Origin of the sequence: Streptomyces anthophorae (assembly GCF_049310305.1) — a bacterium.
Lineage (GTDB): Bacteria > Actinomycetota > Actinomycetes > Streptomycetales > Streptomycetaceae > Streptomyces.
On record NZ_JBLWQQ010000001.1, the window covers coordinates 5032428 to 5058768 of the forward strand.

Annotated in this window: 24 protein-coding genes; 14 read left to right on the forward strand and 10 right to left on the reverse strand. The window is 71.2% G+C overall.

What is annotated here, in order from left to right; all coding sequences use genetic code 11:
* Positions 1-10: 10 nt before the first annotated feature.
* Complete coding sequence (locus ACNYS0_RS22960; RefSeq protein WP_422476372.1) at positions 11-1117, reverse strand: DUF5937 family protein; 1107 nt, start codon at positions 1115-1117, stop codon at positions 11-13.
* Positions 1118-1294: 177 nt separating this feature from the next.
* Here ACNYS0_RS22960 and ACNYS0_RS22965 point away from each other — a divergent pair, with 177 nt between their 5' ends.
* A complete protein-coding gene (locus tag ACNYS0_RS22965) occupies positions 1295-1531 on the forward strand; it encodes a hypothetical protein (protein WP_422476373.1) in 237 nt (78 codons plus the stop codon).
* A gap of 21 nt (positions 1532-1552) precedes the next feature.
* On the opposite strand, the gene ACNYS0_RS22970 is transcribed toward ACNYS0_RS22965, so the two are convergent.
* Positions 1553-2716 carry a threonine aldolase family protein gene (locus ACNYS0_RS22970; RefSeq protein ID WP_422476374.1) on the reverse strand — a complete coding sequence of 388 codons (1164 nt, stop codon included), beginning with the start codon at positions 2714-2716 and terminating at the stop codon, positions 1553-1555.
* 134 nt (positions 2717-2850) lie between these two features.
* Between ACNYS0_RS22970 and ACNYS0_RS22975 the strand changes: the two genes are divergently transcribed.
* From ACNYS0_RS22975 to ACNYS0_RS23020, 10 genes are all read left to right on the forward strand, one after another.
* Positions 2851-3795 carry a Rossmann-like and DUF2520 domain-containing protein gene (locus ACNYS0_RS22975; protein ID WP_422476375.1) on the forward strand — a complete coding sequence of 315 codons (945 nt, stop codon included), beginning with the start codon at positions 2851-2853 and terminating at the stop codon, positions 3793-3795.
* A complete protein-coding gene (panC, locus tag ACNYS0_RS22980) occupies positions 3792-4826 on the forward strand; it encodes a pantoate--beta-alanine ligase (RefSeq protein WP_422476376.1) in 1035 nt (344 codons plus the stop codon). Before ACNYS0_RS22975 ends, panC begins: the two co-directional genes overlap by 4 nt.
* Positions 4823-6538 (forward strand): L-aspartate oxidase, encoded by a 1716-nt coding sequence (locus ACNYS0_RS22985; protein WP_422476377.1) that lies wholly within the window; start codon positions 4823-4825, stop codon positions 6536-6538. Before panC ends, ACNYS0_RS22985 begins: the two co-directional genes overlap by 4 nt.
* The gene (nadC, locus tag ACNYS0_RS22990; protein ID WP_422476378.1) at positions 6535-7533 is read left to right on the forward strand and encodes a carboxylating nicotinate-nucleotide diphosphorylase; all 999 of its coding nucleotides are present in this window, start codon (positions 6535-6537) and stop codon (positions 7531-7533) included. The genes ACNYS0_RS22985 and nadC overlap by 4 nt, the downstream gene beginning before the upstream one ends.
* The gene (locus ACNYS0_RS22995; protein WP_422476379.1) at positions 7533-8330 is read left to right on the forward strand and encodes a type III pantothenate kinase; all 798 of its coding nucleotides are present in this window, start codon (positions 7533-7535) and stop codon (positions 8328-8330) included. Before nadC ends, ACNYS0_RS22995 begins: the two co-directional genes overlap by 1 nt.
* Before the next feature lie 75 nt (positions 8331-8405).
* The gene (locus ACNYS0_RS23000; protein WP_422476380.1) at positions 8406-9005 is read left to right on the forward strand and encodes a hypothetical protein; all 600 of its coding nucleotides are present in this window, start codon (positions 8406-8408) and stop codon (positions 9003-9005) included.
* A gap of 13 nt (positions 9006-9018) precedes the next feature.
* Complete coding sequence (locus tag ACNYS0_RS23005; RefSeq protein WP_422476381.1) at positions 9019-9207, forward strand: hypothetical protein; 189 nt, start codon at positions 9019-9021, stop codon at positions 9205-9207.
* 126 nt (positions 9208-9333) lie between these two features.
* A complete protein-coding gene (locus tag ACNYS0_RS23010; protein ID WP_326020051.1) occupies positions 9334-9750 on the forward strand; it encodes a BlaI/MecI/CopY family transcriptional regulator in 417 nt (138 codons plus the stop codon).
* A 9-nt stretch (positions 9751-9759) separates the two neighbouring features.
* Positions 9760-10320, forward strand: coding sequence for an amino-acid N-acetyltransferase (locus tag ACNYS0_RS23015; RefSeq protein ID WP_422476382.1), 561 nt, complete (start codon positions 9760-9762; stop codon positions 10318-10320).
* A 250-nt stretch (positions 10321-10570) separates the two neighbouring features.
* Positions 10571-10906, forward strand: coding sequence for a histone-like nucleoid-structuring protein Lsr2 (locus ACNYS0_RS23020; RefSeq protein ID WP_266711306.1), 336 nt, complete (start codon positions 10571-10573; stop codon positions 10904-10906).
* Here ACNYS0_RS23020 and ACNYS0_RS23025 read toward each other — a convergent pair.
* Positions 10885-11532: an SCO3374 family protein gene (locus ACNYS0_RS23025; protein WP_422411483.1), complete on the reverse strand. Its 648-nt coding sequence runs from the start codon at positions 11530-11532 to the stop codon at positions 10885-10887. The genes ACNYS0_RS23020 and ACNYS0_RS23025 overlap by 22 nt on opposite strands.
* Before the next feature lie 430 nt (positions 11533-11962).
* On the opposite strand from ACNYS0_RS23025, the gene ACNYS0_RS23030 reads away from it, so the two are divergent.
* Positions 11963-14491: an ATP-dependent Clp protease ATP-binding subunit gene (locus ACNYS0_RS23030; RefSeq protein WP_422408024.1), complete on the forward strand. Its 2529-nt coding sequence runs from the start codon at positions 11963-11965 to the stop codon at positions 14489-14491.
* A gap of 70 nt (positions 14492-14561) precedes the next feature.
* Here the strand turns inward: ACNYS0_RS23030 and ACNYS0_RS23035 are convergent, their stop codons facing one another.
* Positions 14562-17621, reverse strand: coding sequence for an NACHT domain-containing protein (locus tag ACNYS0_RS23035; protein WP_422476383.1), 3060 nt, complete (start codon positions 17619-17621; stop codon positions 14562-14564).
* A 431-nt stretch (positions 17622-18052) separates the two neighbouring features.
* Between ACNYS0_RS23035 and ACNYS0_RS23040 the strand changes: the two genes are divergently transcribed.
* On the forward strand, positions 18053-18757 hold the full coding sequence (locus tag ACNYS0_RS23040) for a M23 family metallopeptidase (protein WP_422476384.1): 705 nt from the start codon (positions 18053-18055) through the stop codon (positions 18755-18757).
* Positions 18758-18779: 22 nt separating this feature from the next.
* On the opposite strand, the gene ACNYS0_RS23045 is transcribed toward ACNYS0_RS23040, so the two are convergent.
* A complete protein-coding gene (locus ACNYS0_RS23045) occupies positions 18780-19361 on the reverse strand; it encodes a TetR/AcrR family transcriptional regulator (protein WP_422476385.1) in 582 nt (193 codons plus the stop codon).
* Between the two features lie 130 nt (positions 19362-19491).
* Between ACNYS0_RS23045 and ACNYS0_RS23050 the strand changes: the two genes are divergently transcribed.
* Positions 19492-21060, forward strand: coding sequence for an MDR family MFS transporter (locus ACNYS0_RS23050; protein ID WP_422476386.1), 1569 nt, complete (start codon positions 19492-19494; stop codon positions 21058-21060).
* 29 nt (positions 21061-21089) lie between these two features.
* On the opposite strand, the gene cseC is transcribed toward ACNYS0_RS23050, so the two are convergent.
* The 5 genes from cseC to ACNYS0_RS23075 all read right to left on the reverse strand — a co-directional run bounded on the left by cseC (position 21090) and on the right by ACNYS0_RS23075 (position 25688).
* Positions 21090-22427 (reverse strand): two-component system sensor histidine kinase CseC, encoded by a 1338-nt coding sequence (gene cseC, locus ACNYS0_RS23055; protein WP_422476387.1) that lies wholly within the window; start codon positions 22425-22427, stop codon positions 21090-21092.
* Between the two features lie 163 nt (positions 22428-22590).
* The gene (gene cseB / locus ACNYS0_RS23060) at positions 22591-23319 is read right to left on the reverse strand and encodes a two-component system response regulator CseB (RefSeq protein ID WP_422482756.1); all 729 of its coding nucleotides are present in this window, start codon (positions 23317-23319) and stop codon (positions 22591-22593) included.
* Between the two features lie 45 nt (positions 23320-23364).
* Positions 23365-24030, reverse strand: coding sequence for a hypothetical protein (locus tag ACNYS0_RS23065; RefSeq protein ID WP_422476388.1), 666 nt, complete (start codon positions 24028-24030; stop codon positions 23365-23367).
* 32 nt (positions 24031-24062) lie between these two features.
* Complete coding sequence (locus tag ACNYS0_RS23070; RefSeq protein ID WP_389282424.1) at positions 24063-24614, reverse strand: SigE family RNA polymerase sigma factor; 552 nt, start codon at positions 24612-24614, stop codon at positions 24063-24065.
* Between the two features lie 174 nt (positions 24615-24788).
* Positions 24789-25688 (reverse strand): HhH-GPD family protein, encoded by a 900-nt coding sequence (locus ACNYS0_RS23075; protein ID WP_422476389.1) that lies wholly within the window; start codon positions 25686-25688, stop codon positions 24789-24791.
* Positions 25689-26341: the final 653 nt, after the last annotated feature.

A 26341-nucleotide genomic window follows, 5' to 3' on the forward strand; every position in this document is an offset into this window, starting at 1 on the left:
GCTCCGGCGGTCAGCGCAGCACGCCCTCGATGAAGTCCCCGCCGAGGCGCGAGACCACGCTCAGGTCCAACTGGTGCTGCACATAGCGGCCCCGCCGCCGCGTCGTGATCAGCCCGGCCTTCTTCAGCACCGACAGGTGCCGGGATATCTCCGGCGCGGACATCCCGTGCGCGTCCGCCAGTTCACTGGTCGTGTACGGCCCCCGGGCCAGGTGCCGGCACAGCCGCATCCGCGTCGGGTGGGCGAGCGCCGACATGCGCCGCGTCAGCTGCTCGACGGAGGGCGGCGTCGTGAGCCCGGGGGAGGCGATCGGGTACGTGATCATCGGCTGCCAGCCCTTGCGGTGCAGCACCCACAGATGCGGCCACCCCAGGCTGGTCGGCGTGAGGATCAGATTGCCGCTGCCCGTCTCCGTGCGCCCCACGGAGATCTTGTCGACGACGACGGCGCGGCGCGCCTCGTCGAGCGCGACCGCCGAGGAGGTCGCCGCGAGGGCCTCGCCGAGCCCCTTGCGGCGCAGCACCTCCGTCTTGTGCCGTGCGTCGGCCGCCAACTGGTGCCGCACGCGCGCCCATACGTCCGAGAAGAACGCCTCGTCGCAGTCCTGGAGCAGCTCGCGGAACCATGATCTGACGGCGGGCGGGTCCTCAAGGAGGCGCTGGGTGAACCGGACCTGAGGCGCTCCGCGCGCGGCCGCGAGCTCGAGCGCGCGCTCGCGGGTGCCCGGGTCGTCGAGCCGGCTCACCACCCGCTCCGCGTACTGCGACTGGCAGGTGAACTCCAGGGCCGCGTCCACGAACTGCTCGTCGGAGAGCTTGTCGAGCAGGTCGAGCTCCTCGGCGAGCGTGGCACCGGGCAGGGTGCGCCGCCCCGGGATCCCGGCGGACGGCGTGAACACGTCCGAGAACGTCGTGCGCCACAGGAAGTCCGCCTCGCACATCCGGTCCGCGAGGCACGGGTCCAGGCACGCGGACACGCTCGTCGTCCACCCCTGCAACCCCGGGTGGTGGGCGGGCTCCGACAGTGCGTGCAGTGCCATGCCCAGCTCGGCCAGGGGCGAGGGCACGACATGGATCCGCTCGGGCGTCAGGCCCGTGATGTCGATGCTCACGCTCATGACCCCATGGTGCACGCCGCCACTGACAGCCGGGTCGTCGATTGACGGCTCCCGTCAATCGACGTGACCGCCCGGTGGGGCCGGGCGCAGTCTCGTACCCATCGGCCCCGAACGACAGCAAACAGGCTGATTCCGGGTCGCAGCGCGACAATCGAGATGAAGAGCGAGGTGTTCGACATGAGCGTCACCCAGCAGTACGCCATCGACCTCTACCGCGCCGCCCAGCGCGGCGAAGCGGCCCCGCCGGCGCCCGGTCGGCACGAGCTGGCCGCCCTCCGGGAGCTGCGCGACTACCGCCGGTTCAGGGCGGTCGTGGCCGGCCGTCCGGCCCGCGGCCGGATCCGGGCGGCGCTGGCCCGCCGGCTGTCGGGACGCCGCGTCTCGGGGCGCCGCGGTCATCCCGCCGGTTGCTGACCCCCATGGCCCATGAGAGGCCTACGAGGGGAGCCGGCGTACGAAGTCCGCGACGGCCGCGCGGACGTCGTCGGGCCCCCAATCAAGACCTGCCGCCGCGACCGTGACCTCCGTCGCCGCGAGCCCCGGCACCGCACCCTCGTCCGACCAGCGCGCGAACAGTGCCGTCCGCGTCTGTTCCGCCTGCGCGATCCCGGCCTCCGTGAGCGCCTCGGCGTCGTAGGGCAACCAGACCTTGAACTGGTGCGTGTGCGGCACCTCGGGGAACACCCGCGCCCCGGCGACACCGGCCTTGGCGAAGCCCTCCACCAGCGCCTGCGCGACCACGCGCGCGTGCGCCACGTACTCGGGAAGCCGCGGCAGTTCCCGCTCCAGGCCCGCAAGGGCCGAGATCGCCTGCGGGAACTGCTGGAAGACCTGGCCGCCGTAGCGGTGCCGCCAGGCCCTCGCCTCCCCGACGAACGACTCCGGGCCGGCGAGAACCGCGCCGCTGAGGCCGCCGAGCGACTTGTAGAACGACACGTAGACGCTGTCCGCGAGCTCCGCGATCTCGTCCAGCGGCCGCCCGAAGTGCGTCGTGGTCTCCCACAGGCGGGCCCCGTCGAAGTGGATCACGGCGTCACGCGCGCGTGCCGCCTCGCAGACCTCTTCGAGCTCCTCCCACGTGGGCAGCGTGAACCCGGCGTCCCTGAGCGGCAGTTCGAGCATGAGTGTCCCGAACGGCTCGGCCAGGTCGTGCACGTCGTCGGCGCCGATCTGCCGCGCCGCCTTCGTGGGATGCACGGTGCGCAGCCCCGCCACCGTCGTCAGCGCCTCCCGCTCGTGCACCTCCGGGTGCGCCAGCGGGTGCAGGGCCACCGTGGCGTTCCCGGTGCGGCCCGCCCAGCAGCGCAGCGCCACCTGCTGGGCCATCGTGCCGGTGGGGAAGAACGCGGCCGCCTCCTTGCCGAGCAGCGCGGCGACCCTCGTCTCCAGGTCGGCCACGACGCCGTCCCCGTAGATGTCGACGTCGCCCGACAGGTCGGCCACCGCGGCCGCGGCGCCGGACAGGCTCTCCCACCGCTCGCCCAAGGTGGCCTCGTTCGGCCTGCGGGCCAGCGTGCGCTCGGCGCCCCGCAACGCTGTGATCAGCCGTTCGGCCTGCGTCTTCTCGGGCGTGACAGTGTTCTCGGCGGTTCCGTCCATCCGTCGATCATGGCGCACCCGCGTGCGCTTGCCCACAGCCTGTGGACGGCCGGGACCCGTGCGGACAGATAGCGTTAACATGACGAGAAATCGTCCGGTACCCCGAGCGGACTGGAACGGAAGGCCATCGCCTCGTGACTACACCCTCTCCGAACCCGCGATCCGAACCCAACGAGCCCATCGCCCCCAAGGACCGCCCCGCCCGCCTCACCGTGGGCGTCGTCGGCGCGGGCCGCGTCGGCCCCGCGCTCGCCGCGTCCCTGCAACTGGCCGGGCATCGCCCCGTCGCCGTCTCAGGAGTCTCCGACGCCTCCGTGCGCCGGGCCGCGACGCTGCTGCCCGACGTGCCGCTGGTGCCGCCCGCCGAGGTCCTCGCGCAGGCCGACCTGGTGCTCCTCACCGTCCCCGACGACGTCCTGCCGGGCCTCGTCGAGGGCTTCGCCGAGACCGGCTCCGTACGGCCCGGACAGCTGCTCGTGCACACCTCGGGACGGTACGGCACAAAGGTGCTCGAACCGGCGCTGCGCGCGGGCGGCCTGCCGCTCGCGCTGCACCCCGCGATGACGTTCACCGGCACCCCCGTCGACGTCCAGCGGCTGGCCGGCTGCTCCTTCGGCGTCACCGCGCCCGAAGAGCTGCGGATGGCGGCGGAGGCCCTGGTCATCGAGATGGGCGGCGAGCCCGAGTGGATCGCGGAGGAGAACCGCGCGCTCTACCACGCGGCCCTCGCGCTCGGCGCCAACCACCTGGTCACCCTGGTCGCGCAGTCCATAGAACTGCTCCGCGAGTCGGGCGTCGGCGCCCCCGACCGGATGCTCGGCCCGCTGCTCGGCGCGGCCCTCGACAACGCGCTCAGGTCCGGCGACGCGGCCCTCACGGGCCCGGTGGCGCGCGGCGACGCGGGCACCGTCGCCGCCCACATCACGGAGCTGCGCAAGCACGCCCCGCAGACCGTCGCCGGGTATCTCGCGATGGCCCGTGCGACCGCCGACCGCGCGCTCGCGCACGGCCTGCTGAAGCCGGAGCTCGCCGAGGACCTGCTGGGCGTCCTCGCGACCGGTGCGGAGGAGACCCGATGAGCCCCACCGATTCCATAGCGGCGAGCCCCTCGAGGGCTTCGCGTACGCGGCTCCTCCACAAGGGCGCGGACCTGCGGGCACGCACGCGTACCGGGCCGCGCGTCGTCGTCATGACGATGGGCGCCCTGCACGAGGGGCACGCGACGCTGATCCGCTCGGCCAGGGCCCGTGCCGGGGCGGACGGCGAAGTGGTCGTCACCGTCTTCGTGAACCCGCTCCAGTTCGGCGCGGGCGAGGACCTCGACCGCTACCCGCGCACCCTCGACGCCGACGTGAGGATCGCCGAACAGGCGGGGGCGGACGCCGTGTTCGCGCCCTCCGTCGACGAGGTCTACCCCGGCGGGCAGCCCGAGATCCGCATCACGGCGGGCCCCATGGGGGAGCGGCTCGAAGGCGCCTCGCGCCCCGGCCACTTCGACGGCATGCTCACCGTGGTCGCCAAGCTGCTGCACCTCACGCGCGCGGACGTGGCCCTCTTCGGCCAGAAGGACGCGCAGCAACTGGCCCTGGTGCGCCGCATGGTGCGCGATCTGAACTTCGACGTGGAGATCGTCGCCGTGCCCACGGTCCGCGAGGACGACGGGCTCGCGCTCTCCTCCCGCAACCGCTACCTGTCCCCGGCCGAGCGCCGCAGTGCGCTGGCCCTCTCCGACGCCCTGTTCACGGGCCGCGACCGGCATGCGGCGCAGGAGGCCCTGCGCGCGCGTGCCGCCGAGAGCCCGACCCCGCGCGCGCGGGCCAAGGCGCTCGGCAGGATCGGCGAGGCCCGGGCGGCCGCCGACGCGCACGCGGTCGCCACGGCGTCCCCGGGCCGCCCCTCGGCCGTCCTCGCGGCGGCCCGCCTGATCCTCGACGAGGCGAAGCGGCTCCAGCCGCCGGTCGAGCTCGACTACGTGGCCCTCGTCGACCCGCGCGACTTCACCGACGTGACCGACGGCTTCGAGGGCGAGGCCGTGCTCGCGGTCGCCGCGCGCGTGGGTGCCACCCGCCTCATCGACAACCTGCCGCTGACCTTCGGAGGCCACGAGTGAGCAGCACCGGCATAAGGCTCCACGCCCCCGCCCCCGGCTGGAACGTCGAGGCGGACGTCGTGATCGTCGGCTCCGGCGTCGCGGGGCTGACCGCGGCGCTGCGCTGCCAGGCCGCCGGCCTGCGCACCGTCGTCGTCACCAAGGCCCGCCTCGACGACGGCTCCACGCGCTGGGCGCAGGGCGGCGTCGCGGCGGCCCTCGGCGAGGGCGACACCCCCGAGCAGCACCTGGACGACACCCTGGTCGCCGGCGTGGGCCTGTGCGACGAGGCTGCCGTGCGCACCCTCGTCACCGAGGGCCCCGACGCCGTACGCCGCCTCATCGAGACCGGCGCGCACTTCGACGAGTCCACCGAGGGCGCCCTGGAGCTGACCCGCGAGGGCGGCCACCACCGCCGCCGCATCGCGCACGCGGGCGGCGACGCGACCGGAGCCGAGATCTCCCGGGCGCTCGTCGAGGCGGTACGTGCGCGTGGCGTGGAGACCGTCGAGAACGCCCTGGTCCTCGACCTGCTGACGGACGCCGACGGCCGCACGGCCGGCGTCTCCCTGCACGTCATGGGCGAGGGCCAGCACGACGGCGTGGGCGCCGTCCTGGCGCCCGCCGTGGTCCTCGCGACCGGCGGCATGGGCCAGGTCTTCTCGGCGACCACGAACCCGCACGTGTCCACGGGCGACGGCGTCGCGCTCGCCCTGCGCGCGGGCGCCGAGGTCAGCGACCTGGAGTTCGTCCAGTTCCACCCGACCGTGCTGTTCCTGGGCGCGGACGCGGAGGGCCAGCAGCCGCTCGTCTCCGAGGCCGTGCGCGGCGAGGGCGCGCACCTGGTGGACGCGGACGGCGTGCGCTTCATGGTGGGCCAGCACGAACTCGCCGAGCTGGCGCCCCGCGACATCGTCGCCAAGGGCATCACGCGCCGCATGCAGGAGCTCGGCACCGAGCACATGTACCTGGACGCGCGGCACTTCGGCGCCGACATGTGGGAGAACCGGTTCCCCACGATCCTCGCCGCCTGCCGCGCCCACGGCATCGACCCGGTCACCGAGCCCATCCCGGTCGCCCCCGCCGCGCACTACGCCTCCGGAGGCGTCCGCACGGACCTGTACGGCCGCACCACGGTGCCGGGCCTGTACGCGTGCGGGGAGGCCGCCTGCACGGGCGTCCACGGTGCGAACCGGCTGGCCTCCAACTCCCTTCTGGAAGGCCTCGTCTACGCGGAGCGCATCGCGGACGACATCACGCGCCTGCACGCGGAGAACGCCCTCCACGCGCGCGTGCCCGCACCCGTGGAGCACCCGGAGACCCCGACGCACCCGCTGCTTCCGCCGGAGGCCCGGTTCGCCATCCAGCGTGTGATGACGGCGGGCGCGGGCGTCCTGCGCTCGGCGGACTCCCTCGCCGAGGCCGCCGCCCGGCTGGGCCGCATCCACGCCGAGGCGGTCAACTCCCTGACGGAGAACGGCAAGACGGCCGAGCCCGGCGTCGACACCTGGGAGGCCACCAACCTCCTGTGCGTGGCCCGCGTCCTGGTCGCCGCCGCGCGCCGCCGCGAGGAGACCCGCGGCTGCCACTGGCGCGAGGACCACCCGGACCGCGACGATGCCACGTGGCGCCGCCACATCGTCGTACGCCTGAATCCGGACCGGACCCTGGCCACGCACACCACACCCGCAGCAGACTTCCCGGCAACGGCCAAGAACACTCAGGAGCAGTGACCGACGTGAGCGCGACCCCCGACCTCCCCCTGGCAGCCGCCGGCAGCGAAGGCTGCGGCGACGACTGCGGCTGTGCGCAGGGAGATTCCGACGACGTCATGGAGTGCGGCCTCGACCCGTCGCTGGCCCAGCTGCTGCTCGACGCGGGCCTGCACCCGGTCGAGATCGAGGACATCGCCCACATGGCGATCACCGAGGACCTGGACGGCGGCGTGGACGTCACGACCGTCGCCACGATCCCCGAAGAGGCCGTCGCCACCGCCGACTTCACGGCCCGCGAGGCGGGCGTCGTGGCCGGTCTGCGGGTCGCCGAGGCGGTCGTCTCCGTCGTGGCGACGGACGAGTTCGAGGTCGAGCGGCACGCGGAGGACGGCGACCGGGTCGAGGCGGGCCAGAAGCTGCTCTCCGTCACCACCCGCACCCGCGACCTGCTCACCGCCGAGCGCACCGCGCTCAACATCATGTGCCGCCTCTCCGGCATCGCGACCGCCACGCGCGCGTGGGCGGACGTGCTGGACGGCACGAAGGCGAAGGTCCGCGACACCCGCAAGACGACCCCGGGCCTGCGTTCCCTGGAGAAGTACGCGGTCCGGATGGGCGGCGGCGTCAACCACCGCATGTCCCTGTCGGACGCGGCCCTGGTCAAGGACAACCACGTGGTCGCCGCCGGTGGCGTGGCACAGGCCTTCCAGGCCGTACGTGACCGCTTCCCCGGCCTGCCGATCGAGGTCGAGGTCGACACCCTGCACCAGCTGCGCGAGGTCCTCGACGCGGGCGCCGACCTGATCCTCCTGGACAACTTCACGCCGGGCGAGACCGAGGAGGCCGTGGCGATCACCGACGGCCGCGCGCTCCTGGAGTCCTCCGGCCGCCTCACGCTGGAGAACGCCGCCACGTACGCGAAGACGGGCGTCGACTACCTCGCCGTCGGCGCACTCACCCACTCCTCGCCGATCCTCGACATCGGCCTCGACCTGCGCGAGGCGGACGCCTGATGCTGCTCACCATCGACGTGGGCAACACCCACACGGTCCTCGGTCTGTTCGACGGCGAGGAGATCATCGAGCACTGGCGCATCTCCACGGACGCGCGCAGGACCGCCGACGAACTCGCCGTCCTGCTCAAGGGCTTGATGGGCATGCACCCGCTGCTCGGCGACGAACTCGGCGACGGCATCGACGGCATCGCCATCTGCTCGACCGTCCCCTCGGTCCTGCACGAGCTGCGCGAGGTCACCCGCCGCTACTACGGCGACGTGCCCGCCGTCCTGGTCGAACCCGGCATCAAGACCGGCGTGCCGATCCTCATGGACAACCCCAAGGAGGTCGGCGCCGACCGCATCATCAACGCGGTCGCGGCCGTCGACATGTACGGCGGCCCCGCGATCGTCGTGGACTTCGGCACGGCGACGACCTTCGACGCGGTGTCCGCGCGCGGCGAGTACGCGGGCGGCGTGATCGCCCCCGGCATCGAGATCTCCGTCGAGGCGCTCGGCATGCGCGGCGCCCAGCTCCGCAAGATCGAGCTGGCCAGGCCGCGCAGCGTCATCGGCAAGAACACGGTCGAGGCCATGCAGGCGGGCATCGTGTACGGCTTCGCGGGCCAGGTCGACGGCGTCGTGAACCGGATGGCGAAGGAGCTCGCGGACGACCCGGACGACGTGACCGTCATCGCGACGGGCGGGCTCGCGCCGATGGTCCTCGGCGAGTCCACCGTGATCGACGAGCACGAGCCGTGGCTGACGCTGATCGGGCTCCGTCTGGTGTACGAGCGGAACGTGTCGCGGCTCTGACGGGCGGTCCGGCGGGGCGCGCCCGGAAATTGCCGGTTAAGCGGATTTGTCCGTAATTGGCCTTACCGTTATTTCATGCCCACGCCCTACGGAAACCGTGGCGGCATGGCGTTCGGTGCAGAAGAGCTGCGTGTGCTCCGACGCGCCCTCGCCCTCGCCCTCCACCCCAGCCCCACCTCGGACGAGGATGTCCGGGCCTGTCTGCGACTCGCGGAGTCGGTCGACGAAGCGGCCAGGGAAGGCATCCGCATGCGGGCCTTCCTCCGCTCCGACCTCGACCGCTACCGGGCCGCCCTGCCCGGCTCCGCTCCCGGCTATCTCAGCCTGCTCAAGGAGGCCCTGGCGGCGGGTCACGGGCCCGGCGCCGACGACCTCGCGGCGCTGCGCGCGCTGCCCGGGAACCCCGGCGCGGCGGCCCTGCTCGCCCGCTGCCGCGACCTGGCGGAACAGGGCGTACGCGACAAGTTCGACACGCTGTACCGGACCCGCGTCCCGGCCTCCCGCACCCACCTGCTCGCCCTGCCCGGCGGCCTCTCGGCGGCGGACGGCGACAAGCCCGCGCGACCGGCCCCCGAGCCCCCTCAGCGCCCGGTCCCCACCCCGGCCGAGGTCTTCCCACCCAAGCGCCGCCCCGCCCAACCTCCGGCCCCGTCGCAGCGACTGGCCGTCGGGTAGCTACTCTGGGGGCATGGACTACGTCTCCGCGCTCGTGCCCCCGGTCGTGATGGCCGCGTTCTTCATCGGTCTCATCGTGACCATCGTGAAGTCGCAGGGCGGCGACAAGAAGGCCAAGGAGGACGCGGCCGTCGACGCCGCCATCGCGCGTGCCGAGGCCGCCCGGCAGGGCGGCGGCCCGCAGCAGGACGCGACCGCCTGAGAGCGGCCGCGACCGGCACGGAAACCGCAGTGAGGGGCGCCCATCGGGCGCCCCTTTTGTCATTGCTTGGCGATCGTCGCCACGTCCCGCGTTGAATTACCGACTTCTCCCACTATTGTGCTTCTCGTGCCGCGCCCCTTGGGAGAACTCGAAGACGCAGTGATGACGCGGGTGTGGAAGTGGAACCGCCCGGTCACCGTGAGGGAAGTCCTGGAGGACCTCCAACAGGAACGGTCCATCGCCTACACGACCGTCATGACCGTATTGGACAATCTCCATCAGAAGGGCTGGGTGCGCCGCGAAGCGGAAGGCCGGGCCTATCGATATGAGGCGGTCTCCACACGGGCCGCGTACTCGGCCGCGCTGATGAACGAGGCCTGGGCGCAGAGCGACAACCCGGCCGCCGCGCTCGTCGCGTTCTTCGGGATGATGTCGCCGGGACAGCGCGAGGCACTCAGGGATGCCATGCGGATCGTCTCGCCCGAACTGCCGGCGGAAGTCCCCTCGGCCCCCGAGGAAGCGGGCGACGGGGCCGGGCGATAGCGTCCGGACATGCCAGCAGAGCTCCCCGAAGTCGGGCCAACCGTCGAATCGACCCGTAAAGCAGTCACCGTACGCAGGGCGAGGACGGCCGATGTGCCGGAGGTGCGCCGCCTGCTCGACGCGTACAGCCGACAGGGGATCCTGCTCGACAAAGCCACCGTGACGCTTTACGAGGACATCCAGGAGTTCTGGGTCGCGGAACGCGACGACAACGCCGCGGTCGTCGGCTGCGGCGCACTGCACGTCATGTGGGAAGACCTCGCGGAAGTCCGCACTCTCGCGGTCGACCCGCAGGTCAAGGGCTCGGGCGTCGGACATCTGCTGCTCGAGAAGCTTCTTCAGACCGCACGCTGGATCGGTGTTCGGCGGGTTTTCTGCCTCACCTTCGAAGTCGAGTTCTTCGCCAAGCACGCCTTCGTGGAGATCGGCGAGACACCTGTCGATACGGTCGACACCGATGTCTACAGTGAGCTCCTGCGTTCCTATGACGAGGGCGTAGCAGAGTTCCTCGGTCTCGAACGAGTGAAACCGAACACCTTGGGCAACAGCCGGATGCTTCTGCATCTGTGATCGCCGCCGGGCGCTATTCCGGCATGCGTGCTTGCAACGGTTCCCTATGTCCGAATCGCGCATGTTTTTGGTCTCGGCGGGCAGTGTTCAACTCTGGGATCTCTCCCTGATCTCAGCCAGGGGTTTGTGTTTTTCGGGCAAAAGCGGTTTGCTTTCCGACGTACTGCAGTACTGCATATAACAAGGGGACGGCGAATCAGCGGCCGTGGTCGCGGGGGCCGCCCTTCAGATTTCGATGAAAGGAAATCCGGTGGCACAGAAGGTTCAGGTCCTTCTTGTCGATGACCTCGACGGTGGCGAGGCGGACGAGACCGTGACGTTCGCGCTCGACGGCAAGTCGTACGAGATCGACCTCACCACCGCCAATGCGGACAAGCTCCGCGGCCTCCTTGAGCCGTACCTCAAGGGCGGTCGTCGCACCGGTGGCCGCTCGAGCGGCCGGGGCAAGGCGCGCGCCACGTCCGGCGGCGGCAACCAGGACACCGCGCAGATCCGCGCGTGGGCCAAGGAGAACGGCTACGAGGTCAACGACCGCGGCCGTGTTCCCCAGTCGATCCGTGAGGCCTACGAGAAGGCCAACGGCTGACGGGACGGCCGCATTGGTCGCTTTGTTGACGTGGTCGCCGGCGCGGCAGCGCCGCGACGCAGTCGGGCCCGGTGGCAGTGCGTCGCCGCCGTGTCCACGAGGCGTACGAGATCGGGGGCGCCCCCACCGCCCCCCACGACCGACCAGGTCGAGACGGCCGTCAGGCTCGTCAGGGCCGGCAGCACCGGTTCCACCTCGCAGCCGGGCTCGGGGGGCCGCACCCAGACGGCGGCCTCCTGCGAGCCGGACCATCCCGGAGGCGTCGGCGCGTCGATGAGACCGCCCGCCCCGACGGCGACGAGATCCAGGGGCAGCGCCCCCCACTCCAGCCAGTCGAGCAGCCCCGGCAGTTCGTCCGCGCTGCCCGCGGCGACCAGAAGCCGCATCGTTTCCCCGCACACGGCCACCGGTGACCGGGGATCGAGTCTGCGCAGCATCGCGAAGCCGGCGTCGGCCGGCACCTCCAGGACGTCGAAGCGCAGCCCGGTGTGCAGCAGTGCGCCATGGGTGCCGGGCGCGGTCGCCCAGCCGAGTCGGTCCTCGTACCACTGCCGGACCGGATCGCGTCCGGTGTCGGTCAGCGGTTGCCGGGGAGCGGGAACGGTCGTGCCGGAGGTGGTGACCATGCCAGGAGCAACAGCCACCGACGCTCCGGGGTTACGCACTGTCGCCGACTGCATGCGTAGTGTGTCCGGAAAAGGGGCGTACGGGAGCGCTGGGCGGCGCAAAGATGTTCGCCCGTAGCGGAGGGAACCGGGGCGCGCCGCATGGAGTGTCAGTCCTTACGGGTAAGACATCCCTAGTGGGAGGGGCGACACGTGCGGAACGGGCAGCCTGCGTTCGCCATCGGCGTACTGATGGTGGGGGTATCTGCCTGGCCTGCGGGAACATCGTCTCGCACCATCGGGTTGGAGCAGTTGTCGGCGTTCGGGGCAGGAGACCATGAACGGGTGTCGGCAGATGGAATGAGCGGTCCCCGCTTGCGGGACTAAGCTGCGGAAGGACAGGGAGGGGACCGACCCCTAACTGCCTGACCGCTCTGAGGAGCGATTAACGATGTTCGAGAGGTTCACCGACCGCGCGCGGCGGGTTGTCGTCCTGGCTCAGGAAGAAGCCCGGATGCTCAACCACAATTACATCGGCACCGAGCACATCCTCCTGGGTTTGATCCACGAGGGCGAGGGTGTCGCCGCTAAGGCCCTGGAGAGCCTCGGGATTTCGCTCGAGGCGGTCCGCCAGCAGGTGGAGGAGATCATCGGTCAGGGCCAGCAGGCCCCGTCCGGCCACATCCCCTTCACCCCCCGTGCCAAGAAGGTCCTGGAGCTGTCGCTCCGCGAGGCCCTTCAGCTGGGCCACAACTACATCGGCACGGAGCACATCCTGCTCGGCCTGATCCGTGAGGGCGAGGGCGTCGCCGCCCAGGTCCTGGTCAAGCTGGGCGCAGACCTCAACCGGGTGCGGCAGCAGGTCATCCAGCTGCTCTCCGGTTACCAGGGCAAGGAGACCGCCGGCGCCAGTGGCGGTCCTGCCGAGGGCACGCCCTCCACGTCCCTGGTGCTCGACCAGTTCGGCCGCAACCTGACGCAGGCCGCTCGTGAGTCCAAGCTCGACCCGGTCATCGGGCGCGAGAAGGAGATCGAGCGCGTCATGCAGGTCCTGTCGCGCCGGACCAAGAACAACCCGGTCCTGATCGGTGAGCCCGGCGTCGGCAAGACGGCGGTCGTCGAGGGACTGGCCCAGGCGATCGTCAAGGGCGAGGTCCCCGAGACGCTGAAGGACAAGCACCTCTACACGCTTGACCTCGGTGCGCTGGTCGCCGGTTCCCGCTACCGCGGTGACTTCGAGGAGCGCCTCAAGAAGGTGCTCAAGGAGATCCGCACCCGCGGCGACATCATCCTGTTCATCGACGAGCTGCACACGCTGGTCGGTGCGGGTGCCGCCGAGGGCGCCATCGACGCGGCTTCCATCCTGAAGCCGATGCTGGCCCGCGGTGAGCTCCAGACCATCGGTGCGACGACGCTCGACGAGTACCGCAAGCACCTGGAGAAGGACGCGGCCCTCGAGCGCCGCTTCCAGCCGATCCAGGTCGCGGAGCCGTCGCTGCCGCACACGATCGAGATCCTCAAGGGCCTGCGCGACCGGTACGAGGCGCACCACCGTGTGTCCATCACCGACGAGGCGCTCGTCCAGGCCGCGACCCTGGCCGACCGGTACATCTCGGACCGCTTCCTGCCGGACAAGGCGATCGACCTGATCGACGAGGCCGGTTCCCGGATGCGCATCCGCCGGATGACCGCGCCGCCGGACCTCCGCGAGTTCGACGAGAAGATCGCGGGCGTGCGCCGCGACAAGGAGTCGGCCATCGACTCCCAGGACTTCGAGAAGGCGGCCTCTCTCCGCGACAAGGAGAAGCAGCTGCTCGCCGCGAAGGCCAAGCGCGAGAAGGAATGGAAGGCCGGCGACATGGACGTCGTCGCCGAGGTCGACGGCGAGCTGATCGCCGAGGTCCTCGCGACCGCCACCGGCATTCCGGTCTTCAAGCTGACCGAGGAGGAGTCCTCGCGTCTGCTGCGCATGGAGGACGAGCTCCACAAGCGGGTCATCGGCCAGAAGGACGCCGTCAAGGCGCTCTCGCGGGCGATCCGCCGTACGCGGGCCGGTCTGAAGGACCCGAAGCGTCCGGGTGGTTCGTTCATCTTCGCGGGCCCGTCCGGTGTCGGTAAGACCGAGCTCTCCAAGGCGCTCGCCGAGTTCCTCTTCGGTGACGAGGAGGCGCTGATCTCCCTCGACATGTCGGAGTTCAGCGAGAAGCACACGGTGTCGCGTCTCTTCGGTTCGCCCCCCGGTTACGTGGGCTACGAAGAGGGCGGTCAGCTGACCGAGAAGGTGCGCCGCAAGCCGTTCTCCGTCGTCCTCTTCGACGAGGTGGAGAAGGCTCACCCGGACATCTTCAACTCGCTCCTCCAGATCCTGGAGGACGGTCGACTGACCGACTCCCAGGGCCGCGTCGTGGACTTCAAGAACACGGTCATCATCATGACGACCAACCTTGGAACCCGTGACATCTCGAAGGGCTTCAACCTCGGCTTCGCGGCCCAGGGCGACTCGAAGTCCAACTACGAGCGCATGAAGAACAAGGTGTCGGACGAGCTCAAGCAGCACTTCCGTCCCGAGTTCCTCAACCGTGTCGACGATGTCGTCGTCTTCCCGCAGCTCAGCCAGGACGACATCCTCGAGATCGTCGACCTGATGATCTCGAAGGTGGACGAGCGCCTGAAGGACCGCGACATGGGCATCGAGCTCTCGCAGTCCGCCAAGGAGCTGCTCTCGAAGAAGGGCTACGACCCCGTGCTCGGCGCGCGTCCGCTGCGTCGCACGATCCAGCGCGAGGTCGAGGACAGCCTGTCGGAGAAGATCCTCTTCGGCGAGCTGCGCCCGGGCCACATCGTGGTCGTGGACACGGAGGGCGAGGGTGAGAACAAGACCTTCACCTTCCGCGGCGAGGAGAAGGCGGCTCTGCCGGACGCCCCGCCGATCGAGGACGCGGCTGCCGGTGGCGGCCCGAACCTGAGCAAGGAGGCATAACCCCTCCGGGGCGAGCCTTTACGGGTGGGCCCGAACTGTTCCTGACGGAACGGTTCGGGCCCACCCGTTTTTAGCGTTTTGCGCGTGGAATCACGGCGACCTCGGCATCGGGGAATAGCGGGGCGTAGCGCTCGGCCGGGAAGGTCTTGCCGGGGCTGGTCTGCAGGGCCACCTCGCGTACGCCGGGGAAGCGAGACGGTAGCGCGGACAGGTCCTCGGCGCCGTGCAGGGCGAAGAGGGTCAGGGCCTCGACTCCGGGGAGTTCGGGCAGCGCCGCGATCGAGTCGCGGTGGTCGCTGAAGAAGGCCGCGTGCAGGAAGAGGCCAACCAGGGCAGGGAGTTCGGCTACGTAGCGCCAGTCCTGGGCGGTTGGTGGGGCAGTGAGGGAGCCGAGGCTCAGGGCGGTCAGGGTCGGCCAGCGGCTGAGGCCGCGCAGACCGGTCGTGCGGGTGGCTTCGCCGCCCAGGTAGAGAAATTCCAGCGCGGCCCCGGTCGGCAGAGCGTCGGCGAGGGAGTCAGCCGCGAGCTCTCCTTCGAGGGTCAGGCGGCGCAGCGAGTTCAGTGCGGACAGGCCCGTGAAGTCGTGGGCCCCGTACTGGAGGTAGGTCAGGGGCAGGTCGGCGAGGGCGCCGAGTCCATGTGCATTCGGGCAGCCAGTCACCATGAGGCTGTCCAGGGCGGAGAACGCGGCCAAGGTGCCGAGGTCCCCGGCCAGTGGATTGTCCTGGACGTTGACAACCGACACGGCCTCCGGGGCAGGGATCGCGGCGACCACGTCGGTCAGCGAGTGCGGACCGCGGAAATCGAGCCACTTCCAGGGGCGCATCGCGGGCAGCTCCAGGCGTTGCTCGTCCGTCTCGCACGTGACGTACAGGTCGTCACGTCCCAAGTGGTCGAGGACCTCCGCCGCGTACTCGCGGGTGTCGAATCGGCGCCATGTACCCGCCAGCTGACGCCGCACCTCCAACGACGGATGCGCGCGGAACCGCCGCAGCACCCCTAGCGCGCCCGCCGGTTCGGCGCTGCCAAGGAGTGAGGCGGTGATCGCCACCCCGTGCGCCTCCTCGTCGGTTAGCCCATCGGGCCCCGGCAGCAGCTCCAGCACGAGAGGCCCCGCCTCGGTCAGCTCGTGGGCGGCGTCGCGGTCGCGGGGCGGGGTCAGCGCCCCCGCCGCCCGCTCAACTTCAGCCCTCACCCCCGGATCCAGCGCCATCGCATGCTCCAGGCACGCCAGCGCGAGGAGCGTGAGGCGCGGCGTGGCCGGTGACAGCAACTCCCGTAACAACTGTGCCCGTTCGCCGGGGCGGGCGTGGGCGACGGCCATGCGGATCGCGTCCTCGCCCTGCGGGTCGTCGGCGAGACGCTGCACGAAGGGGAGGGCGTGGCCCTCCTCCACGGCGTAACGCGCGGCCAGGTAGTCCTGGAAGGTGCGGTGGCCGAAGTCGACTGTGTCGGCGGTGGGTTCGCGCAGCAGGCCGCTGCGGAGCAGCAGAGTGCGCAGGACGGTCGCCGCGTCGCCATGCGCCGCCGCCGAGGCCACGGTCGGCAGCCGGCGTTCCAGTGCGCCGATGGCGTGCTCGCGGCTCATCTCGGTGCGGCCGCTGAGGACGAGCGCGTACGCGAGGTGCTGGAGGAGGTCGAGCTGGACCTCCTCGCTCAGTTCGGGCACGGTCATGCCGCGCTCCCGGTCGCGCCGGGCGAGGAGCATCGTCAGGGCGGCGTCGTACAACTCCTTGCGGCCTGTGGGCAGGTAGCCGCGGCGTTCGCGGTGCAGGGCACAGATCAGGCCGCACATCAGGGGGTTGGTGGCGAGGCGGGCCAGGTCGCGCTTGGTGCGCAGTGAGTCGAGGAGCGCGGTCTCGTACGGGAGGGCGTCGGCGGCCGTGTGCCAGCGGTGCACGAACGTGGCGACGTCCGCGGGCCGCATGGCCGGCAGGAGCACCTCCCGGAAGTCGCTGTCGGCAAGCCAGTCGGGGCGTACGGCGGTGGGGCGCGAGGTGAGCAGCCAGCGGTTGCCGGGGTACGCCCCGACGAGACCGAGCAGCCAGTCGCGCACCCGGTTCCGCTCGGCCGTGGGGATCTCGTCGAGGCCGTCCACGAGGACCAGGGCGCGGGAGGCGGACAGGACCCGCTCGGCCCAGCCCGCGGGCGCGCCCAGCGGACAGGAGACCGCCGTCAGGAACGACTCGGGGGCGGGCAGTGAGTCTGCCGATGCCAGCGTGCGCAGCGGCAGCACGAACGGGACGCGGTCGCCGTCCGCGGCGGCCCTCGTCGCCAGCCACTGGATCAGCGTCGTTTTGCCGGAGCCCGCCTCGCCGCGCAGGAGCACCCGGGCGTGGCCGGAGGCGAACGCGTCCTCGGCGCGGATGCGGACGGCCGGGGCGGGTCCTTCGGCGACCGGGTCGAAGGTGTCCACCGGCGCGGGGGCCGTCGCCTCAAGGCTCAGATACGCCACGTCCAGGGGCCAGCGCTCGGGGGCCTCGCGCAGGTCGATGCCGTAGATCGTCAGATGCCGGTGGCGGTCGGCGATGTGCCGGGCGTAGCGCTCCTCGAAGGCGGTGTCGGCCGCATCGGCGCGCGGGGTGCGGGCGAGGAGCTCGTCCGCCCTGGCGAGGAGTCCGGCCTCGTCCCGGCGCTGCTCGACCAGGGTGCGGGCGACGAAGGTGGACCGCTGGGTGAAGAACTGCAACACCTGGCGGCAGGCCTCGTCGACGGCTGCGTCCAGGAAGTGCCCCGCGTCGGCGGAGAGGCCGTGCGAAGCGGGGGCCGCGCGACGTAGTGAGCGGGCCAGCGCGTGTGGGTCGAGGTGGGCCGCCTGCACGTCGTCCATGGCGAGGCCGCCGAGGGCGGACAGCGTGGCGGCCAGGGCGAGGGCGAGGGGTTCCGCCTCGTCGGACGGGAACGGCGCCTCGCCCGGGGTGTCCGCGGCGGCGGTGACGAGGGCGCGGGCGAGCCGCTCGGCGTCGGTGTCGTTCAGGGCGCGCTTCTCGCCGCGGAAGGAGATCGGACCCGACAGGCGGACCGGGTCGGGCGTCAGGCCCGCGCCAGGGCCCTCCTGGGCCAAGAGTTTCTTGAGTGCCGGGGCGATCAGGCTCGATGCCAGACGGGTGCCGAGGGCAGCGGGATCCATGGGGCGGAGCGTAGCCCCGGTCACACCCGGGAGGGGTTGGATCTTGCCGGCCGGTGACATGCCGCACAGGACGTGGATCACGTACTAACGGAAATAGTGGAGCGGGGGCGATCCGGGCGTCTCGTTACACGGTCGACGGGTTTCGGTGATTTGACCGTTTCGGTGGGACGGAGTGGTCATCGAGCCCGTATTGCCATGCCTTGCTTTGATGAAGTGGGGTTAAACCAAGGATGAGGTCATAAATCGGACTACTTTCGTCCGGGTCCGACGGCGGTCCGGGCGAGGTGGTTCTCGGGGTGGTTCTACGAAGACATGTCGTAGATGGGTGTTTTGGGCGGCGATGGGGGGTGGGGTTACCAAGGGATGGCCGGCCCGGCAGCACGAGGCAGTGCGCCGGGCCCCGTTACGTCCCCGTTGAAAGGTCTGCCCATATGTCGAAGCGCACCCAGTCCCACCGCCCCGGTACGTCGATGCTCCGTAAGCGGGCTGCCGTCGTGGCCGCCGGATTCGGAGTGTCGGCGCTGCTCGGGACCGGGGCCGCGGTCGCCGACTCCGCAGACACCGCCCTCCCCGGAATCGCCGCCTCCTCCGTCGAGGCCCAGGCCACCGCTCAGGCCAAGGCCGCCGACAACGCCGCGAAGGCGAAGAAGAAGGCCGAGGCGGAGAAGAAGGAGGCCGAGGCCAAGAAGAAGGCGGCCGAGGAGAAGAAGGCCAAGTCCTGGATCGACCCGGTCGAGGACTACGAGCTCTCCGCCGGCTACTCGCAGGGCGGCGCCATGTGGGCGAGCGGCCACCACTCCGGCCAGGACTTCGCGGTGCCGATCGGCACCGACGTCTCCGCCGTGCACGGCGGCACCGTCGTCAAGGCCGGCGGCAACGGCGCCGGTGACGGCCCCGCGTACGGCAACGCCATCGTCATCAAGCACAGCAACGGCACGTACTCGCAGTACGCGCACCTGTCGCGGATCGACGTGAAGGTCGGCGACACGGTCACCACGGGCGACCACATCGCGAAGTCCGGCAACACCGGCAACTCCAGCGGCCCGCACCTGCACTTCGAGATCCGTACGACGGCGGAGTACGGCTCGGCAGTCAACCCCGTCACCTTCCTGAAGAAGGAGGGCGTGCGCGTCTGACGACGCCCGCGCCGGTGGCCCGTCAGCCGTGATGGGCCCGCGTGACCAGGTCGGAGGCGACCTCGAGGATGGCCTTGCGCTTCTCCTCGGGGTCGCCTTCGACGTCTTTGAGGATGAACATCCCGGCGTGCATCGAGACCAGCGCGCTGAGGCAGCGGACCCGGTCGGTCAGCGTGACGTCCTCGGGGAGCAGGTGGTCGAGCAGGGACGTCATCCGCTCCTTGAAGTTCTCGCCGATGCTCAGCTCGCGCATCGTCGCCTGGTTCTCCTGCATGAAGCGGAAGAGCGGGGCGGCGTGGGCCAGTGCGTTCGAGTAGTGGGCGAGGATCTCGAGCTTGGCCTCGAGCGTCGGCGGCTGCTCGGCGGCCCAGGTGATCACGTCGTCGATCGGCCTCATCAGATCGGTGAAGAGGCTGACGACGATGTCTTCCTTGGTCTTGAAGTGGTAGTAGAGCGCGGCCTTCGTCACGCCGAGGCGCTCGGAGATCTCCCGCAGTGAGGTCTTCTCGTACCCCTGCTCCGCGATGAGTTCCAAGGTCACGTCCTGAATGCGCTGGCGGGTGTCCCCGCGGCGCTGCTGCGGCTTGCTGCTGCCCGTGACCATCGGCTGCTGCCCTTCGTGCCCTTGGAGAAAAACTTACTTGACGCCCGGCTAGTTGGCGCTCTACTTTCCTCATTGTAGGGAACTAGCCGGGCGACAAGTAAGTCCGGGTGAGGCAGGGGGAGTGGGGACCATGACGCAGACGGCGGTGCAGCCCGCGAAAGCGGATCAGGAGCCGGTGAAGCAACCGCGCAGCGTGCGGGTGGTGCTGCTCGCGCTGATGCTCGCCATGTTGCTGGCCATGCTCGACAACATGATCGTGGGCACCGCGATGCCCACCATCGTCGGCGAGCTCGGCGGCCTGGAGCACCTGTCGTGGGTGGTCACCGCGTACACGCTCGCGACCGCCGCCTCCACGCCGATCTGGGGGAAGATCGGCGACATGTACGGCAGGAAGGGCGCCTTCCTGACCTCCATCGTGATCTTCCTGCTCGGCTCCGTACTCAGCGGAATGGCCCAGGACATGGGCCAGCTGATCGGCTTCAGGGCCGTGCAGGGGCTCGGCGCCGGCGGACTGATGGTCGGGGTCATGGCCATCATCGGCGACCTGATCCCGCCCCGTGAGCGCGGCAAGTACCAGGGCATGATGGCCGGCGTGATGGCGCTCGCCATGATCGGCGGGCCGCTCGTCGGCGGCACCCTCACCGACCACCTCGGCTGGCGCTGGGCCTTCTACATCAACGTGCCGCTCGGCATCGTCGCCCTCGTGGCGATCACCGCGGTGCTGCACCTGCCGAAGAAGCGGGCCGCGCACTCCATCGACTACTTCGGCGCCGCGCTGCTCACCGTCGGCATCACCTCGATCGTCCTCGTGACGACCTGGGGCGGGACCGAGTACGCCTGGGACTCCGCCGTGATCATGGAGCTGATCGGGATCGGCGTCGCCGCGCTCGTCGGGTTCGTGTTCTGGCAGACCAAGGCCGCCGAGCCGATCGTGCCGCTGCACATCTTCCGCAACCGGAACTTCACGCTGATGTCCGTGATCGGCTTCATCACCGGCTTCGTGATGTTCGGCGCGGTGCTCTTCCTGCCGCTGTACCAGCAGTCCGTGCAGGGCGCGTCCGCGACCAACTCCGGTCTGCTGCTGCTTCCGATGCTGCTCGCGATGATGGTCGTCTCGCTGATCGCGGGCCGGGTCACCACCAACACCGGCAAGTACAAGGTGTTCCCCGTGGTGGGCAGCGTCCTGATGATCGTAGGCCTGTTCTTGCTCGCGCAGATGGACACCGGGACGTCCCGGTTCACGTCCGGGCTCTACATGGCCGTGCTGGGCGCCGGGATGGGCTGCCTGATGCAGATCACGATGCTGGTCGCGCAGAACAGCGTAGAGATGAAGGACATGGGCGTCGCATCCTCGTCCACGACCCTGTTCCGTACGCTCGGGTCCTCGTTCGGCGTCGCCATCATGGGCGCGCTGTTCAACAACCGGGTGCAGGACGTCATGGCGGAGCGGGCCGGGGCCCTCGGCGGGAAGATCACCGAGCAGTCGGCGCAGCTCGACGCGGCCAGCCTGGCGAAGCTGCCGGAGCAGGCGCGAGACGCCTACCAGTTCGCGGTCTCCTCCGGCACGCACTCGGCGTTCCTGCTCGGCTCGATCGTCGCGCTCGGCGCGCTGCTCGCGGCGGTCTTCGTCAAGGAGGTCATGCTGCGGGGGGCGGGGCCGAAGGACCAGGAGCCCGCGGACGAGGTGCCCGCCGCCTAGTCGGGCACCAGTCGAGCACTGGGTGGGCACTAGTCGGGCAGCTTCACCATCGGGAAGCTGCCCGTGTTCGTCGGAGCGTGCTCCGGAAGCCACAGCACCGCCACGGCGCCCTCGGAGGGGGCGTCGTGGTCCGCTCCCTGGGGGCGGATGTTGCGGAACGTGAGGCGGGCGCCGAGCACCCGGGCCTGGCCCGCCGCGATCGTCAGACCCAGGCCGTGGCCGTGGCCCGCGCGGTCGGCGGCGCCGGTGCGGAAGCGGCTCGGCCCCTCCTCCAGGAGTTCCTCCGGGAAGCCGGGGCCGTGGTCGCGCACCCGCAGGACCCGGCCCTCGACGCTGACCTCGATGGGCGGGCGGGCGTGCTTGGAGGCGTTGGCCAGCAGGTTGAGGAGGATGCGCTCCAGGCGGCGCGGATCCGTCGTCACCTCGGACTCGTGGATCACCCGGACCGTGACGCCGTCGCCCGCGCGGGCCGCGATCCGGCGCTCCACGAACTCGCCGAGCATGATGTCCTGCAACTCGGCCCGCTCGGCGGCGCTGTCGAGCCGGGCCACTTCAAGTACGTCCTCGACGAGCGTGCGCATCGCCTGCGCGCGGTCCTTGACGAGCTCGCTGGGCCGACCGGGCGGCAGCAGCTCGGCGGCGGTGAGCAGCCCGGTGACCGGCGTGCGCAGCTCGTGCGCGATGTCGGCGGTGACCCGGCGCTCGGCCTCCAGACGCTGCTTCAGGGCGTCGGCCATCGCGTCCACGGCGAGCGCGAGATCGTCCGTCTCGTCGCGGACGACACCCCCGATGGCGCTGCGGACACGGACCTCGCTCTGGCCGGCCGCGACATCGCGGGCCGCGCTCGCCGCCTTGCGCAGCCGGCGGGAGAGCTGGCCGCCGACGAGGACGCCGAGCGCGCTGCCGCCGAGCACGACGGAGATCGAGCCGATGAGCAGCGCCTTGTCGAGGTCCTTCATCACGGTGGCGCTGCGGTCGGCGAACCGGGTGTGCACCGAGAGGATCCCGCCGTTGCTCAGCGGGACCGCGGCCCAGATGTCGGGCACGCCGCTCGCCGACTCCGACACATAGGTGACACGGCGGCCCTCGCGGGCCTTCAGCCGCAGATCGTGCGGGAGCTCCGGGTCGTCGACCTTGAAGCCGACGGGCAGATTGCCGCCGCGCGCCTCGTACTGCCGCTGCACGAACTGGATCCGCTCGTCCTGCACGTCCCGCGCGTTGTCCAGCATCGAGACGCGGGCCGCGTTGTGCACGACGAGGCTGAGCGCCACCGCGACGAGCGCGCCCACGAAGGCGATGGCGACGCTGATCTTCCAGCGCACGCCGGTCCGCAGGCCGTACGGGATCCAGGAGCGGGCGGGCCGCACCGCTGCGGCAGGCTTCCCGGCGGCGCCCGTGGCGCGAGGCGCCGGTACGGCCGTCGCGGGAGCGGTCCCCGTGGCTCCCGTGGTCCCTGTGGTCCCCGTGGACCTTGTGGTCTCCGTGGACCTGGTGGTCCCCCTTCTCATATGCGCTGTCCCATCAGCCCGGTCAGGCCTTGAGCTTGTAGCCGAAGCCGCGGACCGTCTCGATCCGGTCCTGGCCGATCTTCGTACGCAGTCGCTGCACATGGACGTCGACGACGCGGGTGTCGCCGCCCCAGCCGTAGTCCCAGACCCGCTCCAGGAGCTTGTCGCGGGACAGCACCGAGCCGGGCGCGGAGGAGAACTCGAGCAGCAGGCGCATCTCGGTGGGCGTCAGGGCCACCGGCTGTCCGGCCTTCCTGACCTCCATGCCGTCCGTGTCGATCTCCAGGTCGCCGAAGCGCAGCGCGCCGTGGTCGGGGGCGGGGCTCTCCTCGGCCGCGCCGGAACCGGCCGCGGGCCCGCCCGCGTGCCCGAAACGGCGCAGCACGGCGCGGATCCGGGCCACGAGCACCGCCCCGTCGAACGGCTTCGTCACGTAGTCGTCGGCACCCGCCTCCAGGCCGAGCACGACATCGATGGAGTCCGCGCGCGCGGAAAGCATGATCACCGGGACCGTCGACTCGTCCCGGATGCGGCGGCACAGGGAGACCCCGTCGAGTCCCGGCACCATCACGTCGAGCAGCGCGATGTCCGGCCGGTTCGACCGGAACGCCTCCAGGCCCGCGAGCCCGTCCGGCATCGCGGTCACCACGAAACCGTCGCGCTCCAGGGCGAGCTGGGTGGCCTCGCGGATGACGTCGTCGTCCTCGACGAACAGGACGTGCGTCGGCTCGCCCTTGCGCTCACCGCCCATGCCGGCCATCCGATCTCTCCTCCACGTCTGCCTTCACCGTGCCACTCAGCCGCCGTCGTCCGAGGGCGCCGGACTCTCCCCGTCCACCGCGTTGCTGTAATCGTTGTGCGTGCGGCTTTCCTGGGTGAAACCGTGCCCGCCCCAGCGGTACGTGAGGACCTCCTCGCCCGACGGCGAGGCGACCGAGTCGCCCTTCTCGTACACCTGCTTGGTGACCACGAGATCACCTCGATCGATCTCCGCGTACACCGGGGGCTCTTCGTCCTTGAACACATTCTTGTACGCGCCGCCCTCGTCGCGATACACGTACGTGCCGATGCCGACCGCGTCCCCGCAGGTCATCACGTTGACCACGACGTCGCTCCGGGAGCTTCCGGTCAGCGTTCCGTAGCTCACGTCCACCGGGTACTCGTCCGCGACGCACGGCTTCAGGTCGCGCTTGATGTCCGCGCCGACCGACGGGTCCTTCTTCACCATCCGCACCGCTTCGGCGGAGCTGGGGGCGCTCGGCGAGGCGGAGGCCGAGGGGCTCGCGCTGCCCGCGGCCGTCGACCCGACCGGGTCCGAGCGGGCCGGGCCCTCGTCACGGGGGCCGGTGCCACCGGTCGAGCACGCCGCGAGGACCCCGGCGAACAGCCCGAGGGCGGCGAGCCCGGCGATCACCGCGCTCCCCGCCTTCAGGCCCCGCATCAGGGCGGAACGCCCCCGCATCAGGGACGTACGAATCCCCGAGGCACGTATGCCTAGGCCGCGCAACGCTCCCGCTCCTTCACGTCGAGCGCGCGGCCGGCCAGTTCCTCGCGCTCGCGCTTCTCCAGCTCCTCACGGAGCCGGGCGAGTGCCCGGTGCAGCGTGCTCTTCACGGTTCCGGCCGACATTCCGAGAGCGGCGGCCGTCTCCTCTGTGGACATCTGCTCCCAGTGTCGCAGCACCACGACGCTGCGCTGCTTCGGAGCGAGCACCTTCATGACGTCCATCAGCAGGGCGCGGTCCGCGTGCTGCTCCGTCGAGTCGTCGACCGAGGACTCCGGGAGCTGCTCGGTGGGCACTTCCTCCAGCTTGCGGGCGCGCCACCACTCGGTCCGCGTGTTGATCATGACACGGCGCAGGTACGCGTCGGCCAGGCGCTTGTCCGCTATGCCGTCCCACCGCCCGTACGTGCGCACGAGCGCGGTCTGCAACAGGTCCTGGGCGTCGACCGGGTCGGGCACCAGACGCCGGGCGCTGCGCAGCAGGGCGTCCTGCCGCGTCCGCACGTACTCTTCGAACCCGAGCACTTCACCGGCGTGCGCCATGATCAACTGCCTCCCGCTTCCCGCAATCCCCGTGGTCCGCACAGATCCTGTGCGGTTACGAGGAAGAAGTTACGGAGGAGTTGTCACGGCGTTGTCCGTGCCGGCCAGCGGGCAACGCACGACTGTCCGTCGGTTGTGTAACGAACGTAAGGTCCGCCTAAAACCGGGCCCGGCTCAGCCCTGCGGAAGCCGGTAGAGGCCGTCGGCGAGCGGCTCGACCAGGCCGTCGTCGACCAGACCGTCCAGGGCCCTGGCCCGCTGCACCGGCTCGTCCCACACCCGGTCGAGCGCGGACTGGGGCACCGGGGCGACGGCCTCCCGCAGCACGGCGAGCAGCTTGCCGCGCACCTGGCGGTCCGTGCCCGCGTACGTCTGGCCGCGGCGCGGCGGGCCCTCGTGCGCAGGCTTGCCGGCGAGCCGCCAGGAGCACATCGCCGCGATCGGGCAGCGGTGGCACTCCTCGTTCTTGGCGGTGCACACCAGGGCGCCCAGCTCCATGGAGGCGGCGGCCCACTTCGCGGCGGTGTCCTCCTCCTCGGGCAGCAGCTCCCGGGCCAGCTTGCGCTCGGCGGCGGTCGTCGCGTTCGGCGGGTACTGCACGCCGGCCACGGCGCGGGCGAACACCCGCCGCACGTTCGTGTCGAGCACGGCGTGCCGCTGGCCGTACGCGAACGAGGCGACGGCGGCGGCCGTGTACTCGCCGATGCCGGGCAGCGCGAGGAGCTGCGCGTGGCCGGTCGGTACGTCGCCGCCGTGGCGTTCCGTTATGGCGACGGCGGCGCCGTGCAGGCGCAGGGCGCGGCGCGGGTAGCCGAGCCGGCCCCAGGCGCGGACGGCCTCGCCGGGGGCCTCGGCGGCGAGGTCGGCGGGGCGGGGCCAGCGGGCGAGCCACTGCTCGTACACGGGGAGCACGCGGTTGACCGGGGTCTGCTGGAGCATGAACTCGCTGACCATCACGCCCCACGGGCCCGCGTCGCGGCGGCGCCAGGGGAGGTCGCGGGCGTGCTCGGTGAACCAGTCGATGACCGGTGCGTGGAGATCGGCGTTCTCGGGGTTCTTCGTGAGCGCAGTCATGGCACATCCGATCCTGCCATGTGCGGGGGGCGGGGCGGGGGAGCGCGGTGCGGTCCGGCTGCGCCGGGGCTTGTCCGGTAGTGCGCTTCGGCTGCGCCGGGGCGGCGCGGGGGCCCGTCCGGTCCGGCCCTTTCGGCTGCGCCGGGCCTTGCTCGTCTCCCACCCGCCCGCCCCCTCCGGGGGCTTGGGTCCGTCGGGGTCCGGGGCTGCGTCGGGCCGAGGGCCGTTGTGACGGATACGCGGCACCGGGTCCGGGCCAGTGTCGGGGTCGGCGCCTCGGGCTCCGGTTGCGCGGCACCGGGGGCCGCCTTGCCCACCCTGCCGCCCAAGGCGGCAGATTGCCCAAGGCGAGGGCGGCCTCGTCGGTCCCTTCGACGGAGGCGGCGGGGGCCCAAGGTGCGGTGTGGTCGACCGATGGGGGTGGGGAGGCGCCCCATGGCGGAGAGTCGCCCGAGGCGTGATGCCGTCGGCCCTCACCGGTGGGGAGTCGCCCATGGTGTGGTGCGGTTCACCGTCGTCGGTGCGGAGGCGTCCATGGCGTGATGCCGGCGGCCGTCGCGGGGCAGCGCGGGGCCGGAGTCGGCGCGGGAGAGCCGAAGGGGTCGGAGTCGGCGAGAGGGAAGCCGAAGGGGTCGCAGTCGGCGAGAGGGAAG

Bases quoted from the DNA above. Each gene is read 5' to 3' on its own strand.
- ACNYS0_RS23070 (WP_389282424.1), bottom strand. From the start codon at position 24,614: ATGGCGCACGCCGGTGAAGTGCTCGGGTTCGAAGAGTACGTGCGGACG.
- ACNYS0_RS23030 (WP_422408024.1), top strand. From the start codon at position 11,963: ATGTTCGAGAGGTTCACCGACCGCGCGCGGCGGGTTGTCGTCCTGGCT.
- ACNYS0_RS23040 (WP_422476384.1), top strand. From the start codon at position 18,053: ATGTCGAAGCGCACCCAGTCCCACCGCCCCGGTACGTCGATGCTCCGT.
- ACNYS0_RS23065 (WP_422476388.1), bottom strand. From the start codon at position 24,030: ATGCGGGGGCGTTCCGCCCTGATGCGGGGCCTGAAGGCGGGGAGCGCG.
- ACNYS0_RS22970 (WP_422476374.1), bottom strand. From the start codon at position 2,716: ATGGACGGAACCGCCGAGAACACTGTCACGCCCGAGAAGACGCAGGCC.
- ACNYS0_RS23000 (WP_422476380.1), top strand. From the start codon at position 8,406: ATGCCCACGCCCTACGGAAACCGTGGCGGCATGGCGTTCGGTGCAGAA.
- ACNYS0_RS22995 (WP_422476379.1), top strand. From the start codon at position 7,533: ATGCTGCTCACCATCGACGTGGGCAACACCCACACGGTCCTCGGTCTG.
- ACNYS0_RS23025 (WP_422411483.1), bottom strand. From the start codon at position 11,532: ATGGTCACCACCTCCGGCACGACCGTTCCCGCTCCCCGGCAACCGCTG.
- ACNYS0_RS23075 (WP_422476389.1), bottom strand. From the start codon at position 25,688: ATGACTGCGCTCACGAAGAACCCCGAGAACGCCGATCTCCACGCACCG.
- ACNYS0_RS23050 (WP_422476386.1), top strand. From the start codon at position 19,492: ATGACGCAGACGGCGGTGCAGCCCGCGAAAGCGGATCAGGAGCCGGTG.
- ACNYS0_RS22965 (WP_422476373.1), top strand. From the start codon at position 1,295: ATGAGCGTCACCCAGCAGTACGCCATCGACCTCTACCGCGCCGCCCAG.
- ACNYS0_RS23035 (WP_422476383.1), bottom strand. From the start codon at position 17,621: ATGGATCCCGCTGCCCTCGGCACCCGTCTGGCATCGAGCCTGATCGCC.
- ACNYS0_RS23015 (WP_422476382.1), top strand. From the start codon at position 9,760: ATGCCAGCAGAGCTCCCCGAAGTCGGGCCAACCGTCGAATCGACCCGT.
- panC (WP_422476376.1), top strand. From the start codon at position 3,792: ATGAGCCCCACCGATTCCATAGCGGCGAGCCCCTCGAGGGCTTCGCGT.
- ACNYS0_RS23045 (WP_422476385.1), bottom strand. From the start codon at position 19,361: ATGGTCACGGGCAGCAGCAAGCCGCAGCAGCGCCGCGGGGACACCCGC.
- ACNYS0_RS22960 (WP_422476372.1), bottom strand. From the start codon at position 1,117: ATGAGCGTGAGCATCGACATCACGGGCCTGACGCCCGAGCGGATCCAT.
- ACNYS0_RS23005 (WP_422476381.1), top strand. From the start codon at position 9,019: ATGGACTACGTCTCCGCGCTCGTGCCCCCGGTCGTGATGGCCGCGTTC.
- cseB (WP_422482756.1), bottom strand. From the start codon at position 23,319: ATGGGCGGTGAGCGCAAGGGCGAGCCGACGCACGTCCTGTTCGTCGAG.